The sequence below is a fragment of the Rhodococcus sp. KRD162 genome, from assembly GCF_017168335.1.
GTDB lineage: Bacteria > Actinomycetota > Actinomycetes > Mycobacteriales > Mycobacteriaceae > Rhodococcoides.
Window position 1 is genome coordinate 124,487 of record NZ_JABFAU010000016.1, and the last position, 14,448, is coordinate 138,934.

A 14,448-nucleotide genomic window follows, 5' to 3' on the forward strand; every position below is an offset into this window, starting at 1 on the left:
CCTCTTTCGTGTGGGACGTCGTGTAGACGTCTGGATCTGGAGGCGTCAGGGACAACGCCGATAAGTATGAGTCGAAATCACCGCTCCGAAACATACGTCCGAAAGGCGTGTTCCGGGTCACTATTTTCGGGCGCGGGCTCGACGATCAATCCGTGACCACTGCGAGCGCGGCCTTGGTCAGCTCGACCAGGGTGTCCACATACGGGGTGAATGTGGCAACGGGCGAGTCCGAGAGCGCCCACTCCTGCGCAAAGATGTTGGCGGCACCGATGATCGCGAGCACTGTCAGCCGATAATCTCGGCCCGGCAGCTCTCCGCGGGCGGCTGCGGCTTCTGCGAGCGCACTGAACATGTCGACGATCACCTCCCGCTGGTGGATCCGCCACAGCTCGATATCGGTACTGACGCCGACGACCTCGACGTAGCAGACCCGGGCAGTTGCCCGGGTGCGGCAGGTGACGCCGAGATACGCACGTATGGCAGCCTCGATCGACGTCGACGCCGATCCCTGGCCGTCGTCGGTCAGGGCCACCCGCGCGGCGCGCTCGCCCTCCTCGTTCATGGTGGTGACGATCTTCTTCAACAGCTCTGGGCGGCTTCCTATCTCGCGATAGAAGTGTCGAGTGGAGACATTCGATTCCGAGCACAGCATGCCGATCGTCGTCGCGGCGTATCCGTGCGTGCCGAAGAGAGCCATCGCAGTGTCCATCAGGCGGACGAGGCGTTCGGAGGCTCGTTCCTGTGGGGATCTGCCTGCGTACTTCCGGTCGGGCATGTTGTCGAGCGTACTGACTGCACTCGCCGGCGTTGGGGGATGTCACCAAAGTGAAATTTTCTCTTGTCAGTTCGGTGTGGCGCAGCTTACAGTCGACTCGTTGCGAGCCCCACGGGTAGAGACCGAGACGAACGACAAGGACGCAGATGCGCCGAACCATGCACACGGCAACCACTCTCGCGGCTGTGGCTGCTGTCTTCATCGGCAGCGCCGGCATCGCAGCGGCGAATCCCGGCTTTCCGCCGTCGTTTCCGCTCGATCAAAACCAACTGCCGCAACTGCCGACCGAACCGCAGATCTACGACCTGCTGCCGATTCCGGTACCCGACCAGGACCCGTGGTACGACGACCCGGCCAATATCGAGACCTACGCGCCCGGCCAGATCGTGCGATCGCGCGAGGTTCAGACCCGGCTACTGGGGATTCCGTTTCCGGTCTACACGCGGCAGCTGCTGTATCGCAGCACCGACGTACACGGCGGTCCGATCGTGACGGCCACATCGGTCCTCGTCCCCGGGATTCCGTGGGTCGGCGGACCACGCCCGGTGGTGTCGTACCAGGAGGCGATCGATGCCACGGACTCTTCGTGCAATCCCTCGCACACTCTGCAGGTCGGCACGATGAAAGAATCGGCACTACTGGCAGGCTGGCTGGCCCAGGGATTCGCGATCAACATGCCTGACTTCGACGGAAAGTTCAACACCTTCAACACGTTCGACGAAGGGAACATGGTTCTCGACAGCCTGCGGGCAGTCAAGAACGACGCCTCGCTCGGGCTGACCGAGTCGCGATTCGCCTTGTACGGGTACTCAGGTGGCGGCTCGGCATCGATCCGCGCAGCCGAGCTGCGTCGGTCCTACGCGCCCGATCTGGAATTGGTCGGCACTGCCTTCGGTGGCACGCCGGCCGATCTCACCGAAATAGCCGACTACGCACTGTATCCGCGCCCTGGCGTCACCGGGGTCTCGTCGTTCCTGATGTGGCTCGGGCTCGCTGCGCTCTCGCGTGAGTACCCCGAGGAGTTCGACACCACCGAACTCCTCACCACGGAAGGGCAGCAGATCGTGCAGGACTTGCAGAGCAGATGCGTCTACACCGCCGCCGTGACCGGGATGTACCGGCCGATGAGCGAGTATTTCCAGCCTGGAAAATCGCTCGAGACCCAACCCGGAATCATGAAGGTGCTTGCCGACAACAGCTTGGGTCGGGCGATTCCGGACAGCCCGCTGCTGTGGTGGCACGGTATGTGGGACGAGTTGGTTCCCCCGTCGGGAGTGCTTCCCACCGTCCAGAAATACTGGGACGCTGGTGCCGATCTTCGCTTCTACACCACCGCGCCCGAGCACATCACAGCGTTGAGCGTGAGCTATGCGCCTGCCCTGGCATGGATCTCGGCGGTGCTGCGTGGACTTCCGCCCGGCCCAAGGTTCAAGGCCGACTTCGCACCCCTGCCCGCGGAGTTCCCAGGAGGTTGATGCCGAGTTCGTGCGCGACTAGCGCATGGTCGTCCCTCTGGAGCCAGGGTTCGTGGGTCTCGAGGTGTAGGCCTTCGACAGTGAACGTCGGTGGAAGTCCAGCCCCGAGCCTCTCGACGTCAGGAGAACGAGGGCGATGACTCCGGCGAGCCCGACCACCGCGGGAGTCATCGGCGACCTGTTCTCGGTGCGGTGTCGATGCATTCGACGTCGGGTGTGCAGTTCATGATGTGGTCCTGTCCTCGGTGTGAAATGAACAGTTCCATTGACATAGCCATTCGTCAATGGCACATTGTGTGATGTAGGTCGCGATCTGCTTCCCGGCGCGGCGGATGTGCGCACCGCGTTGACGAGAAAGAATGGAACACAATGACTTTCGAGATCGACGGTTCCACACTCGCGTACACCGTCCGCGGTGAAGGTCCGACCTTGGTGCTGATCCACGGGATTGTGCATCGACAACACGCCTGGGACAGCGTCGTCGAGGCGCTGGCGCGTCACCGGCGAGTAGTGACGGTGGACCTACCCGGACACGGCGACTCACCCGAACTGCCCACCGAAGAGTTCGACCTGGGCCCGTGGATCGTGGCCGAGTTGGAGCGATTTCTCGAGCACGTCTGCGTGGACGGAGAGAAGCCGCATGTCGCTGGAAATTCGCTGGGTGGATACTTCGCGCTCGAGCTCGCCGCCCGCGGATCGGTGGCCTCGGCCACCGCACTCTCGCCGGCCGGCTTCTTTCGCGGACACTGGGATCAGGTGCGGGCGCTGCTGGTATTCCGTGTGCTACGGGCACTGTCTCGAGTGATCCGTCCGATCGCACCGGCGATGATGCGTTCGGTCGTGGGTCGTACGATCGCCAATGGAGTCTTCTACGCCAAGCCATGGCGAGTTCCCGCAGCGACGGCCACCGTCGACGCGCTCAGTATCGCCACCAACCGTGCGATCGACGCGGCCGGTAACGCAGTGCCGCGCTTCAGCATTCCGGTCGACGAGGACGTACCTGTCACCGTCGCGTGGGGCCGTCGAGACCTCGTTCTGCCGGTGTATCAGGCCCCGCTCGTGCGGAGGGTCTTTCCGCAGGCCCAGGTGACGACATACCCCGGGCTCGGGCACGTCCCGATGTCGGATGATCCGGAGTTGGTGGCCTCGATCCTGTTGAGGGGATCGCGAACCGTCACACCGTCGGTGTGAGTGCAGCGAACGTCGGCGGTCTCGCACGCACTCACGCTCGACCAGTTGAGGGCTCGGAAACACGCGCCGTCGGTCGGTGATCGCGGCGCGGCATCGCCGCATTCGGGCGTGCGGGCAGACTCTTCTGTACGTGGTCCGTCCCGAGGTCGACCCGATCAGCAACCGAATTAGCCATTGCTGAATAGGCCATTGACAAATGGTGAATATGGGGTGAAGGTGATCAGGTGACCTCGACCACCCGCACCGACCACCTGCCGTACGGTGCACGCGGCGAAGGCTCCCCGCGAACCCGGCTGGCCGCCTTGATGACTCGGCTGACTCTGCGGCCGATCACCAACCTGCTGCCGATGTCCCGGTGCGGCATCGAGCTCTCCAGACGCCTCGTCGCCACCTCGATGAACCTGCTCGGTCCGGTTCCGAAGGGGACCAACGTCGACCTCGTGGCCGACGGGTCGGTTCGCGGCGAGTGGGTGCGTGCGCCCGGCTCGACCGAAGGGCCGCGCGTGATTCTCTACATCCACGGCAGTGCATACGTCATCTGTTCTGCACGGACCCATCGTGGCCTGACCGCACGACTGTCGTCCTCGACCGGCCTGCCGGTATTCACGGTGGACTATCGGCTGGCCCCGGAACACCCCTTTCCTGCTGCAGCCGACGACCTGGAGGCCGCGTACCGCTGGCTACTGGGTCAGGGGTACGACGCAGCGAACATCGTCATCGCAGGAGACTCGGCAGGCGGCCACCTGGCTGCCGACCTGATCATCGAGAACGACCGAACCGGGACGCCGCAGCCGGGAGCGATGCTGCTGTTCTCGCCGCTGATCGATCTCGGCTTCGAACTCTCGGCGAGGATCGAGCGCACGCGCAAAGACCCGATGATCTCGGCGAAGGCAGCGCGAGCACTCGTGGCGCTGTACACCGACGGCCAGGACGCGAGCCTCCCGCGCCTGCGACTCGATCTCGCGGGGGTGCGCGATCTGCCATCCACGCTGATCCAGGTGGGAGGCGCCGAGATGCTGCGGGGCGACGCGCGGCACCTGCACGACATGATCGGCGCGGCAGGCGGGCACAGCGAACTCGAAATCTGGCCCGATCAGATGCACGTGTTCCAAGCTCTCCCGAGGTTGATCCCCGAGGCTGCCCGCGCACTCGAGCACGCGGCCGAGTTCATCCCCCGTGCCCTCGACAACCAAGTAGTGCAACATGATTCGAAGGAACAGGTACGTCGATGAGAAGCAGGACAAGAAGACCCTCCTACGATTCGAGAGCAGTGGTGACCGGCGCAGGCAGCGGCATCGGCCGGGCCTTCGCTCTCGAGCTTGCTCGACGAGGAGGAGACGTCATGTGCGCCGACATCTCGTTGCCGCGAGCGCAGGAGACGGTAGCGATGGTGAACGCCCTCGGCGGCGCCGGATACGCCGTCGAGTGCGACGTGTCGCTACGCGAGAGCGTCGAGGAGTTGGCGCTGCGTGCCGGCATCGAATTCGACGGCCCAGTCACCGTGCTCATCAACAATGCGGGAGTCGGAATCGGCGGAAAGCCCGTCGGAGACATCGGTTTCGAGGATTGGAACTGGGCGCTGGGAATCAACCTGTGGGGCGTGATCCACGGGTGCGAGGTGTTCACGCCTGCGCTTCGGGCGGCCGGTAAGGGCGGAATCATCAACGTCGCCTCCGCGGCAGGTTTCGCCGCCGCGCCGCTGATGGGCCCGTACAACGTCGGCAAGGCCGCGGTGATGTCGCTCTCGGAGACGATGGCGGCGGAATTGTCGGGTACCGGTGTGCGGGTATCGGTTCTGTGCCCCACATTCGTCAAGACCAACGTTGCCGTCGACGGCCGGATCACGTCGAGTGCGTCACGGCTGGCCGAGTTCGCGATGCGCTGGACCGGACGCTCGCCGGACAAGATCGCGGCCCGAACACTCGATGCCTTCGACAAGGGTCGGCTCTACGTCGTTCCCCAGTTCGACGCCAAGGCCGTCTGGAGATTCAAGAGACTGCTGCCGGCGGAGTACGTGCGTTCTCTCGGATTGCTCAATCGTGTGATGCCCGCCGAACCCGAGCAGGCGAAGAACGAATCACTCACCTCGACAACCGCAGGAGCCTGACATGGCAATGGATTTCGAAGACATGTTGACCAAGATCAAGGACCGTCAGTGGGCGTTGGCGGACATCGATTGGGACGGCCCCGGTGCGGAGACCATCAGCCCGGAACTGCACGCCAAGCTCAAGCCATTCATGTCCGACCTGATGTGGATCGAGAACGTGGGGGCCCGGGGCTTCGCGGCCATGGCGCTCAAGGCCCCGAACGAGACGCTGGCAGAGATCTACCGTTACTTCCATGCCGAAGAGCAGAAGCACGCCAATGCCGAGCTCGCGCTCATGCGGCGTTGGGGCATGCTCGACGGTGACGAGATGCCCGAGCCGAACATCAACGTCAAGCTCGTCATCGACTGGCTCGACAAACATTCCGACGGACTGTCGTTGTCCGTACTGGGAACCGTCATCCCGATGCTCGAGGTCGCATTGGACGGCGCGCTCGTGAAGTTCATCATGGACGAAATCGAAGACCCGGTATGTCAGGCCGTGTTCAAGAAGATCAACTCCGACGAATCCCGGCACCTCGCCGTGGATTTCGCCGTGATCGAACTGCTCGGACATTCCCGGATGCGCAAGATACTGGTCGATACGGTCGGTGCATGGATGAACCCGGCTCTCATCGTCGGCACACTGCGATACATTCCGCTGCTCAACAAGATGCGCGACAACATCGTCGAGATGGGTGTCGACGAAGAGCGGCTCTACACAGCGATGAAGAGATTCCGACGCGTGGGAGAGCGCAGCCCCGAGGCGCTACGGGTGCCGATGTATCGAATCGTGCAGTGGCACGGCAGCATCGTGATCAACCGGAAGCACCCCTACCATCTTCTCGCAGACGGCCTGGTGAAGCTCACACGCCGATACCCGAGCAGGACCCTCAATTCCGAACCCACGTGGGCCAAGGAACTGACCTACGAGCCCGTCGCATGAGCGAGTTCGATGTGCTTGAAAAGGTACTCGACGTTGCGATCGTCGGTGCAGGATTCGCCGGAATCGGTACCGCTATCCGACTGCGCAACAGTGGAATCGAGAACTTCGTCCTCCTCGAACGCGGAAGCGCAGTCGGCGGAACCTGGCGCGACAACACGTACCCGGGTGCAGCCTGCGACATCCCGTCCAGGTTGTACTCGTACAGTTTCGCTCCCAATCCGAACTGGTCGCACACCTACTCCGGAAGCGCCGAGATTCTCGACTACATCCACACGATGGTGGACGAGTTCGACATCGAATCGCGTATTCGTTTCGGACACAACGTAGTCGATATCATCTGGAACGAGGCATCCGGGCATTGGCACCTGAGCATCGACGGGCACGCCGACGTTCGAGCACGCACGGTGGTGATGGCGTCGGGCCCGCTGGCCAATGCCAGCCTGCCGAACATTCGCGGCATCGACACCTACGAGGGCCACAAGATCCACAGTGCGAGATGGGATCACGGCTTCGACTTCGAGGGCAAGAAGATCGCGGTGGTCGGTACCGGGGCGAGCGCAGTGCAGATCGTTCCCGAACTGGTGAAGATCGCCGACACGGTGAAGGTGTTCCAACGCACTCCAGGGTGGACCCTTCCCAGGGTGAATCGAAAGACGCAGGCCGGCACCAAGCGTCGATACGCGCAGTATCCGCAGACACAAGCTTTGGCACGCTCGCTGTGGTTCTGGGGCCATGAGTCCGTTGCCCTCGGAGTCGTCTGGAAGACCCCGTTGACCCGGATCGTAGAACTGGTCGGTCGCGCGCATCTGCGCCGTCAGGTCCGTGATCCGTGGCTGCGGCGTCAACTGACCCCACGATTCCGAGCCGGCTGCAAGCGCCTACTGATGACCAGCGACTATTACCCAGCCCTGCAGAAGCCGAACTGCACGCTGGTGACATGGCCGATCGCGACGCTCTCACCCAAGGGGATTCGGACCGTGGAAGGCGTCGAGCATCAGTTCGACGCCATCGTCTTCGCCACCGGATTCGACGTCTCCAATACCGGGACACCCATTCCGATCACCGGGCGCGACGGCCGAGTGCTGGCCGATGAGTGGAACACAGGAGCCAAGGCGTACAAGAGCATTGCGGTCTCCGGCTACCCGAACATGTACTTCACCTTCGGGCCGAACTCCGGGCCGGGACACAGCTCTGCACTGGTGTACATGGAGGCTCAGATCGACTACATCGTCGAGGCGATCTCCATGGTGCTCGACGAGAATCTGCACAGCGCCGACGTTCGTCAGGACGTTCAGGATGCCTACAACGAGGACCTGCAGCGCAGACTGGCCAAAACGACCTGGAATTCGGGTTGCAGCAGTTGGTATCTCACCGAGGACGGCTTCAACGCCACCATGTTTCCCGGTTTCGCCACCCAGTACGTCGGTCAACTCAGGGCCGTCGAGCGAGATGATTACGTCACCGTGCCCGGACGCGTCGGGTCGGCGCGGGTGGCCGCCCACAGCTGACATCCGCGAAAGACGCGCAGATCCCGACCCCCGCTCCCGGCGTGTGCTCGACGTATCCTATGGGTCGACGCACGGCGGAGGTAGGGAGCTCGGTGGAGTATCGAATCGACGACTTGGCTCGAGAGGCCAACACGACCACTCGCAATGTGCGTGCGTACCAGGAACGCGGACTGCTTCCGCCGCCCACTCTTCGCGGACGAGTAGGCATCTACGACGACGATCACCTGACTCGGCTCAAAGTGATCGACTCGCTACTCCAACGAGGATTCACCTCCGCGCACATCGCAGATTTCCTCTCGGGCTGGGAGCAAGGCAAGGACCTCGGCGAGATCCTGGGCCTCCAGGAAATCGTGACCCGCAAATGGTCGTCGGAAGAGACCACGATCATCCCCCTCGAACTGGTCGCGCAATTTCTCGGCGAGGACAACGACGACGTCGTTGCGCGGCTGACCGAAGCGAAGCTGATCAGGATCGAGGGCGAACAATGCGAGATCCTCGACCCCACTCTGCTCGAGGTGTTCGTCGATCTGAGCCAGTACGGCTTCACTTTGGAGCAGTTGCTCGATCAGCACGAGCAGACGGCGTCGACGATGAATGCCATCGCCGAGTCGATGGTGCGGAGCGTGACCGACCATCTGGTGGCGCAACACGGACCGGGCTGGCTCCCGAAATCGGGGGAGGTTGCTCAGACAACCGAGATGTTCGAGAAGATGCGCAGCCTGGCGATGAAGTCGGCCCAGGCGGAACTGGCCCGTGCCCTCGACCGGGTCCAGGAACAAGCGCTGGGTGACTATCTGTCGCAGACGCTGGCCAGGCAGAACGAGTGATTCCGGTTTGAAGAGTGCGGCAATCGGACACACTCGGTTATCGACAGCCGACCGGCGGCTGATTGCTGAAGGGGGCAACATGAGGTTCGTAACGTTGATCGTTCTCGTCTGGCTGATCATCGGCGCTTTCGCGTCGTATCAGCGCGGAGACTTCGAGAGCGGCCCCGAGAACTGCGCAGGCGCGGGCACCATCGCCCTGACCGTCGTCGCAGGACCGCTCAACTACTTCGGCGTCAACCCGGAGGTCAAGGACTGCAACGTCACCATTCCGCAGCCCAGCCAGTGAGTGATCCGAGTCTCTGACCGCGCAGCCGCGGCGCACCTTCCCTAACCTGGTGAGGTGTTCCGCGGACGCCTGTTGCTGATTCTCGCTTTCGCGATCCCGGTTGTCATGGTGTCGGTGGTCGGAATCGGTGGATACATTGCGTTCACCAAAGCGCGTATCGATCCGTTGACCACCGCGGACGCGATCGTGGTGCTCGGCGGTGAACACGACGGGCGCGAGGCGTACGGCATCTCGCTCGCACGACAGGGAGTGGCGAAGACGGTAGTGCTCTCCGATCCGTACAGATCCGGGGACCCGACCATGAAGAAGTACTGCGCCGCGTCCACCTCGCAGTACGAGGTGCTGTGCATCCCACCGGTCCCGTCGACGACGCGAGGTGAAGCGATCTTCACCCAGGATCTCGCCCGAGAACGCGGCTGGAACCACGTGATCGTCGTGACGTGGCGTTACCACCTACCGCGCGCCAGGTTCATCTTCGATCAGTGCTTCGACGGCACAGTCACCATGCGTCCGACGCCGCGCGCCTACGATTTCTCGCTGGTCGAGTGGGAATTCACCTACCTCTACCAGATCGCCGGATTCGTCAAAGCCGGCATTCAGGGACCATGCGACGACTCGGTGAACGACTGAACGGCGCTAGAAGATCTTGTGATACAACGTCACGCCTGACTTCCAGGCCAGGAAGCCGAACATCACCGCAGCGATACCGCCCACCACATTTGCCGTGAAAAACAGTGCAGCGCTGCGGTACCGGCGATCTCGCCCGAGTCGAAGCGTGACCAATGCCACCGCCCCCATCGGAGCAACCGACGCCAGAAAGCCGACCCCGACCACCGAACGAACAGCCTCGGGTGGATCGATCGCGAACACCAGCCCCAAAGCCGCACATGCCATCAGATTGAGCGCAGACAACCGGCGCCGAGATCTGATGGCGAACGAGAACACGAACTGCGCGAGCGCAGCCAGACCACCGCCCGCTGCCACCAGTGCGATGGTCGTCATCGACTACGTGGCCGGGTGATAGCAGCGCCGAGTGCCATCGCGATCAATGCCGTGACCGGAGTTCCGAGCAGATACATCACCGAATTCCACGCACCTCGATGCGTCACCGCTTGAAACGCGTACAAGCTGAAGGTGGTGAATCCGCACGCCAGCCCGAACAACCCCGCACGGGCCGCAGGCGCAGGACGTCCCGACAAATACCCGAGCGCAGCGCCGATGACGAGACAGCCGAACACGTTGACACCGAAGGTGCTCATCAGCAACCACCTCGGCGTCGACCGCCACGTCCAGATCTCGTACCGCAATGCAGCACCGACTGCGCCGCCGACGGTCACCGCCACACAATCGACGACCGAACGACGACGGTCCGCGCGCTGCAGTCCCTCGATCACCGCAGCGAGCCTAGTACGAGTGAGGCGAGTCGGCCGGGTGACGCCGGGGTGCCAGTGGTGCCGGGCCCGGGGGGAGTCGATGTCACGTCGAGTGGACTTTTCGGGGGTCGATGTCACATCCAGTGGACTTTTCGGGGGTCGATGTCACATCGAGTGGACTTCGGTGGCGCTGGTCGCCGAGTGGGGTCGAGGTAAAGTCACCGTGTGACTGCGGACGACATGGGCCTCGGGCCCCAGCACTTCGATGTAATGGTGGAATGGCGCGACCGGGATGTGGTTCTGGCCGTATCCGGTGAACTGGATCTGGCAACGGCTCCCGATCTGACGGAGTCGGTGGCTCTGGTGCTGGAGAAGTCGCCGACGGCCGTGGTGATCGATCTCAGCGATGTGGGATTTCTCGCCTCCGCCGGCATGTCCTTGTTGGCGTCGACGCATCAGAATGTGGGCAGCGACGTCGGGTTTGCGGTGGTCGCGGACGGTCCGGCGACTGGTCGCCCGCTCTCTCTCGTCGGACTGGACGAGGTGTTCGGAATCTATGCAACGGTCGAGGAAGCATTTGCTGCACTTCATGTGGGTAGATCTTGAACTTTTGGGTAGACGGGACTCATGATGGCGACTCTGTACGGAGGTGACGATTCACATCCCGACAGTTCGATCTCGACGGCAGGCACACGAATGGAAGAACTTCTGTTCCTCGATGAGCCAGCCGACGCGGATCGAGCGTCGGAGCTTCGTCGTGAGCTCGGCGAGTGGTTGGATCGGATGGGGGTGGACCCGAACCGTGCTTACGACGTGGTGTTGGCGACGTACGAGGCCATAGCCAACAGCGTCGAGCACGCGTACAGAGACCACTCCGATCGTGGCACTCTCGACATTCGCGTCCTGTGTGAGGCCGAGGGGCGGATCGAGGTGAGGGTGACCGATCGCGGAGACTGGGCAGTGCACAACTCCGATCCCAACCGCGGACGCGGCGTACCGCTGATGCGCGCACTGGCCGACAGTGCTGCAGTCACCTCGGATCAGAACGGCACGAACGTCCACATGATCTGGGACGGGGCCGCGAGCACCTGATCCGTCCGGCACGCTCGCTCGTGCACACTGGATCATATGGTCGACGTGCAGATCGCTACGGCGGAGAAGAAGAAGATCACTCTCCCCAACCTTCGTGTGCTGTGGCAGTTCGTTCGACCGCATCGCAGAACCCTCGTACTCGGGATGGCGCTCGGACTCGTCGGAACCGGCGCAGCTCTGGCTACGCCGATGGTCGCCAAGGGGGTGCTCGACGGTCTCGGCAGCGATGCATCGTTGGTTCAGCCGATCTTGTTGCTGGTGAGTTTGTTGGTCATCGGCTCGCTGGTGCTGTATCTGCAGTGGATCTTGCTGGGGGTGTTGGCCGAGCGGATCGTCCTGGATGCCCGCAAGTCCATCGTGCGCAAGTATTTCGGGGCGACGGTGGGCAGTCTCGGCACCAGACCTACCGGTGAGCTCGTCACCAGGGTCACCTCCGACACCGTATTGCTTCGCGAGGCGGCATCGAATGCCTTGGTGTCGATCGTGAACAGCGTCGTCGGCCTCGTCGGTGCGCTGATTCTGATGGCTGTTCTCGATGTGGTTCTGCTCGGTGCGATCGCGTCGGCGATCATCGTGATCGCTGTGATGTTCTCGCGCCTCATGCCGCCGATTGCCGTGGCGCAGCGGCAATCTCAAGAAGCAGTGGGTCGGCTGGGCGGAATTCTGGACGGGACTCTGCGTGCCATCCGCACCGTCAAATCCAGCAGGGCCGAGGCGCGCGAGTCCGAACGCGTCATCTCCGAAGCGCGTACGTCCGCACAGCACAGTGTGCGAGCTGTGAAGATCTCGGCGCTGGCCTGGACCTTCGCGGGCGGCGGAGTGCAATTGGCGATCATCGGCATACTCGGGCTCGGCGGCTATCGAGTCAGCACCGGCGCGCTCGCGGTGTCGAGCTTGATCGCGTTCTTGCTCTACGCGTTTCAAGTGATGGGCCCGGTTCAGGAACTGGCGACGAACATCACCGCGCTCCAAGCGGGCATGGCCGCCGCAGCCCGTATTCGCCAGATCGACGACTTGGTGACCGAGGTGGGCCAGGAGGGGACCGTGCGGTCGGCGAGAGCCACAGCGCCCGCACCTGCGCTCGAATTTCGCAGCGTCACAGCGAGATACGCACCAGGTAAGGAGCCTGCCGTGCGCGGTATCGATCTCGAGGTGCCGGCGCGGGGTCACACTGCGATCGTCGGACCGTCCGGTGCAGGCAAGACGAGTGTGTTCTCGTTGATCCTGCGCTTTCTGACGCCGGAGAGCGGTGAGATCCGGCTCGGGGGAACTCCGTACGATGAGCTGACCATCGACGAGGTCCGAGCCCGCCTGTCCTACGTGGAGCAGGAGACACCGGTGATTCCCGGCTCGATTCGGGAGAATCTGCTCTTCACACACCCCGAGGCCAGTGAATCCGATATCTGGGCGGCACTGGAGTCGGTGCACCTGGACTCGACCATCCGCGCACTGGACGAAGGCTTGGACACCGATCTGATCGGGTCCACCGTCTCCGGTGGCCAGCGGCAACGAATTGCGTTGGCCCGCGCCATTGTTCGGCGTCCTGAGATTCTTCTGCTGGACGAGGCGACAGCTCAGGTCGACGGGCGGACCGAGGCGGCCATTCACGAGGTGATTCGAGCAATCGCGTCCGAGTCGGCTGTCGTCACCATCGCGCATCGATTGTCGACCGTGCTCGACGCCGACACGATCCTCGTGATGGAGGACGGAGTCGTTCGAGCCCGTGGCACCCACGACGAGCTGATGATCACCGACTCGTTGTATCGAGAACTGGTGGCCGCGTTGCGAATCGGCGACAACACCGCGCTGCCGACACCGACCGTGGGTAACTAGTTCTCGGAATCGGACTCCGTGGTGGTGGTGTCCTCGTCCGAGGTCTCCTTCGATGTGGTGGTCGTCCGGTCGGGCTTGGTCGTGCGGCGGGGGCTACGCGTCGTCGTTGTCGTGTCGGACGGGTCCGCCGTGGTCGTCGTCGGGCGAGGGGTGGTCGGTTCTGCCACCTGCCAGGTAGGCGATGGGGGCACGATGACGATCGTCGAGCTGGGGGTCGCCTGTACCGAACTCAGATTGTCCGATCTCAGAGCGGGCGGGCGAACCACCTGGCTCGAGTCGTCGAACGCCCCTCCCAGGGCGCCGATGGTCAACCCGACGGCAACGGCCACTCCAGCACTTGCCACAGCTGCCAACGCGATCACCTTGTCGCGCATGCCCAGACCCTAACGCCGTGGCCGAACCCGGATGGTCGGCAATGATGCGAGAACGTTACCTCAGCGGACGAGGTGACGAGAGGTGGGCGCTCACTCGGGCGACAACCGCAGGACGGCAGGGAGCGCGTCGGCGATCATCTCCCCGGCCAGCTCGTACTCCGACGCCTCGCGGCGGTAGGGATCGCCGATGTCGAGAGTGTCGACATGATGGACCGCTCGGGCGTCGGCGAGAGAGGTCACCGATTGCGCGCCTGATGCCGTGATCAGACCGGCTGCCTCGAGCAACGTGAACGTGCGACGCATCTGTCGCGGTGCGAGCGCCAGAACGGCGTCGCGATGTGCCGCGGTCATCGTCAACACCAGGTCGGCGTCGGCGGCGATGGTCGGCGTGAGGCGTCGGGCAGCGAAGCCGTCCGGATCGCCGCCGAGCTGTGTCAGCACCAGGGCGGCCGTCGGGTCCATCGCGTGCCCGGACAAGCCCTGGGTCCCCGCACTGCTCGAGGTCAGCTCGAACCCGCCCTCTTCAGCAAAAGCAACAGCCAACCGCTCGGCCGTCGGGGAGCGGCAGATGTTCCCGGTGCAGACGAACAGAACGCGCATGCGGTCACTGTAGTGCTCCGGACGGGACATCAGCAGGCCACGCGAGCGCCACCGTTGCCACTACTGCAGCTCGGCAGGAGGACGC

17 protein-coding genes are annotated in these 14,448 nt (G+C 63.4%); 12 read left to right on the forward strand and 5 right to left on the reverse strand.

Features of this window, described 5'->3' with window-relative positions:
• Positions 1-145 precede the first annotated feature (145 nt).
• Positions 146-775 (reverse strand): TetR/AcrR family transcriptional regulator, encoded by a 630-nt coding sequence (locus J1M87_RS22730; RefSeq protein WP_206492071.1) that lies wholly within the window; start codon positions 773-775, stop codon positions 146-148.
• Between the two features lie 158 nt (positions 776-933).
• Between J1M87_RS22730 and J1M87_RS22735 the strand changes: the two genes are divergently transcribed.
• From J1M87_RS22735 to J1M87_RS22775, 9 genes are all read left to right on the forward strand, one after another.
• On the forward strand, positions 934-2,250 hold the full coding sequence (locus J1M87_RS22735) for a lipase family protein (RefSeq protein ID WP_206492241.1): 1,317 nt from the start codon (positions 934-936) through the stop codon (positions 2,248-2,250).
• A 369-nt stretch (positions 2,251-2,619) separates the two neighbouring features.
• Entirely contained in the window at positions 2,620-3,441 is an 822-nt protein-coding gene (locus J1M87_RS22740; RefSeq protein WP_206492072.1) for an alpha/beta fold hydrolase, read from the forward strand.
• A gap of 224 nt (positions 3,442-3,665) precedes the next feature.
• Positions 3,666-4,673: an alpha/beta hydrolase gene (locus tag J1M87_RS22745; protein ID WP_307830907.1), complete on the forward strand. Its 1,008-nt coding sequence runs from the start codon at positions 3,666-3,668 to the stop codon at positions 4,671-4,673.
• Positions 4,670-5,548 carry an SDR family NAD(P)-dependent oxidoreductase gene (locus J1M87_RS22750; RefSeq protein ID WP_206492073.1) on the forward strand — a complete coding sequence of 293 codons (879 nt, stop codon included), beginning with the start codon at positions 4,670-4,672 and terminating at the stop codon, positions 5,546-5,548. Before J1M87_RS22745 ends, J1M87_RS22750 begins: the two co-directional genes overlap by 4 nt.
• A gap of 1 nt (position 5,549) precedes the next feature.
• Positions 5,550-6,470: a ferritin-like domain-containing protein gene (locus tag J1M87_RS22755; protein ID WP_206492074.1), complete on the forward strand. Its 921-nt coding sequence runs from the start codon at positions 5,550-5,552 to the stop codon at positions 6,468-6,470.
• Positions 6,467-7,978 carry an NAD(P)/FAD-dependent oxidoreductase gene (locus J1M87_RS22760; RefSeq protein WP_206492075.1) on the forward strand — a complete coding sequence of 504 codons (1,512 nt, stop codon included), beginning with the start codon at positions 6,467-6,469 and terminating at the stop codon, positions 7,976-7,978. Before J1M87_RS22755 ends, J1M87_RS22760 begins: the two co-directional genes overlap by 4 nt.
• Before the next feature lie 92 nt (positions 7,979-8,070).
• Positions 8,071-8,805: a MerR family transcriptional regulator gene (locus tag J1M87_RS22765; protein ID WP_307830908.1), complete on the forward strand. Its 735-nt coding sequence runs from the start codon at positions 8,071-8,073 to the stop codon at positions 8,803-8,805.
• A 79-nt stretch (positions 8,806-8,884) separates the two neighbouring features.
• A complete protein-coding gene (locus tag J1M87_RS22770) occupies positions 8,885-9,091 on the forward strand; it encodes a hypothetical protein (protein WP_206492077.1) in 207 nt (68 codons plus the stop codon).
• 54 nt (positions 9,092-9,145) lie between these two features.
• The gene (locus J1M87_RS22775) at positions 9,146-9,721 is read left to right on the forward strand and encodes a YdcF family protein (protein WP_307830909.1); all 576 of its coding nucleotides are present in this window, start codon (positions 9,146-9,148) and stop codon (positions 9,719-9,721) included.
• Positions 9,722-9,727: 6 nt separating this feature from the next.
• Here J1M87_RS22775 and J1M87_RS22780 read toward each other — a convergent pair whose 3' ends face one another.
• Positions 9,728-10,093, reverse strand: a complete 366-nt coding sequence (locus J1M87_RS22780) for a CrcB family protein (RefSeq protein WP_206492078.1) — start codon at positions 10,091-10,093, stop codon at positions 9,728-9,730.
• Complete coding sequence (locus J1M87_RS22785; protein WP_206492079.1) at positions 10,090-10,485, reverse strand: CrcB family protein; 396 nt, start codon at positions 10,483-10,485, stop codon at positions 10,090-10,092. The genes J1M87_RS22780 and J1M87_RS22785 overlap by 4 nt, the downstream gene beginning before the upstream one ends.
• Positions 10,486-10,689: 204 nt before the next feature.
• Here J1M87_RS22785 and J1M87_RS22790 point away from each other — a divergent pair, with 204 nt between their 5' ends.
• From J1M87_RS22790 to J1M87_RS22800, 3 genes are read left to right on the forward strand one after another with little or no spacing between them, the layout of a single operon-like run.
• Entirely contained in the window at positions 10,690-11,070 is a 381-nt protein-coding gene (locus tag J1M87_RS22790; protein ID WP_307830910.1) for an STAS domain-containing protein, read from the forward strand.
• A 21-nt stretch (positions 11,071-11,091) separates the two neighbouring features.
• The gene (locus J1M87_RS22795; protein WP_206492080.1) at positions 11,092-11,556 is read left to right on the forward strand and encodes an ATP-binding protein; all 465 of its coding nucleotides are present in this window, start codon (positions 11,092-11,094) and stop codon (positions 11,554-11,556) included.
• Positions 11,557-11,592: 36 nt separating this feature from the next.
• A complete protein-coding gene (locus J1M87_RS22800; RefSeq protein WP_206492081.1) occupies positions 11,593-13,389 on the forward strand; it encodes an ABC transporter ATP-binding protein in 1,797 nt (598 codons plus the stop codon).
• Here J1M87_RS22800 and J1M87_RS22805 read toward each other — a convergent pair.
• A complete protein-coding gene (locus J1M87_RS22805) occupies positions 13,386-13,763 on the reverse strand; it encodes a hypothetical protein (RefSeq protein ID WP_206492082.1) in 378 nt (125 codons plus the stop codon). The two genes, J1M87_RS22800 and J1M87_RS22805, sit on opposite strands and share 4 nt — an antisense overlap.
• 90 nt (positions 13,764-13,853) lie before the next feature.
• Positions 13,854-14,363 (reverse strand): low molecular weight phosphatase family protein, encoded by a 510-nt coding sequence (locus tag J1M87_RS22810; protein WP_206492083.1) that lies wholly within the window; start codon positions 14,361-14,363, stop codon positions 13,854-13,856.
• Between the last annotated feature and the right edge of the window lie 85 nt (positions 14,364-14,448).

Excerpts from the sequence above, each read along its gene's own strand:
- J1M87_RS22795 (WP_206492080.1), top strand. The coding sequence starts at position 11,092 with ATGATGGCGACTCTGTACGGAGGTGACGATTCACATCCCGACAGTTCG.
- J1M87_RS22780 (WP_206492078.1), bottom strand. The coding sequence starts at position 10,093 with ATGACGACCATCGCACTGGTGGCAGCGGGCGGTGGTCTGGCTGCGCTC.
- J1M87_RS22760 (WP_206492075.1), top strand. The coding sequence starts at position 6,467 with ATGAGCGAGTTCGATGTGCTTGAAAAGGTACTCGACGTTGCGATCGTC.
- J1M87_RS22810 (WP_206492083.1), bottom strand. The coding sequence starts at position 14,363 with ATGCGCGTTCTGTTCGTCTGCACCGGGAACATCTGCCGCTCCCCGACG.
- J1M87_RS22800 (WP_206492081.1), top strand. The coding sequence starts at position 11,593 with ATGGTCGACGTGCAGATCGCTACGGCGGAGAAGAAGAAGATCACTCTC.
- J1M87_RS22770 (WP_206492077.1), top strand. The coding sequence starts at position 8,885 with ATGAGGTTCGTAACGTTGATCGTTCTCGTCTGGCTGATCATCGGCGCT.
- J1M87_RS22740 (WP_206492072.1), top strand. The coding sequence starts at position 2,620 with ATGACTTTCGAGATCGACGGTTCCACACTCGCGTACACCGTCCGCGGT.
- J1M87_RS22730 (WP_206492071.1), bottom strand. The coding sequence starts at position 775 with ATGCCCGACCGGAAGTACGCAGGCAGATCCCCACAGGAACGAGCCTCC.
- J1M87_RS22735 (WP_206492241.1), top strand. The coding sequence starts at position 934 with ATGCACACGGCAACCACTCTCGCGGCTGTGGCTGCTGTCTTCATCGGC.
- J1M87_RS22750 (WP_206492073.1), top strand. The coding sequence starts at position 4,670 with ATGAGAAGCAGGACAAGAAGACCCTCCTACGATTCGAGAGCAGTGGTG.
- J1M87_RS22755 (WP_206492074.1), top strand. The coding sequence starts at position 5,550 with ATGGCAATGGATTTCGAAGACATGTTGACCAAGATCAAGGACCGTCAG.
- J1M87_RS22805 (WP_206492082.1), bottom strand. The coding sequence starts at position 13,763 with ATGCGCGACAAGGTGATCGCGTTGGCAGCTGTGGCAAGTGCTGGAGTG.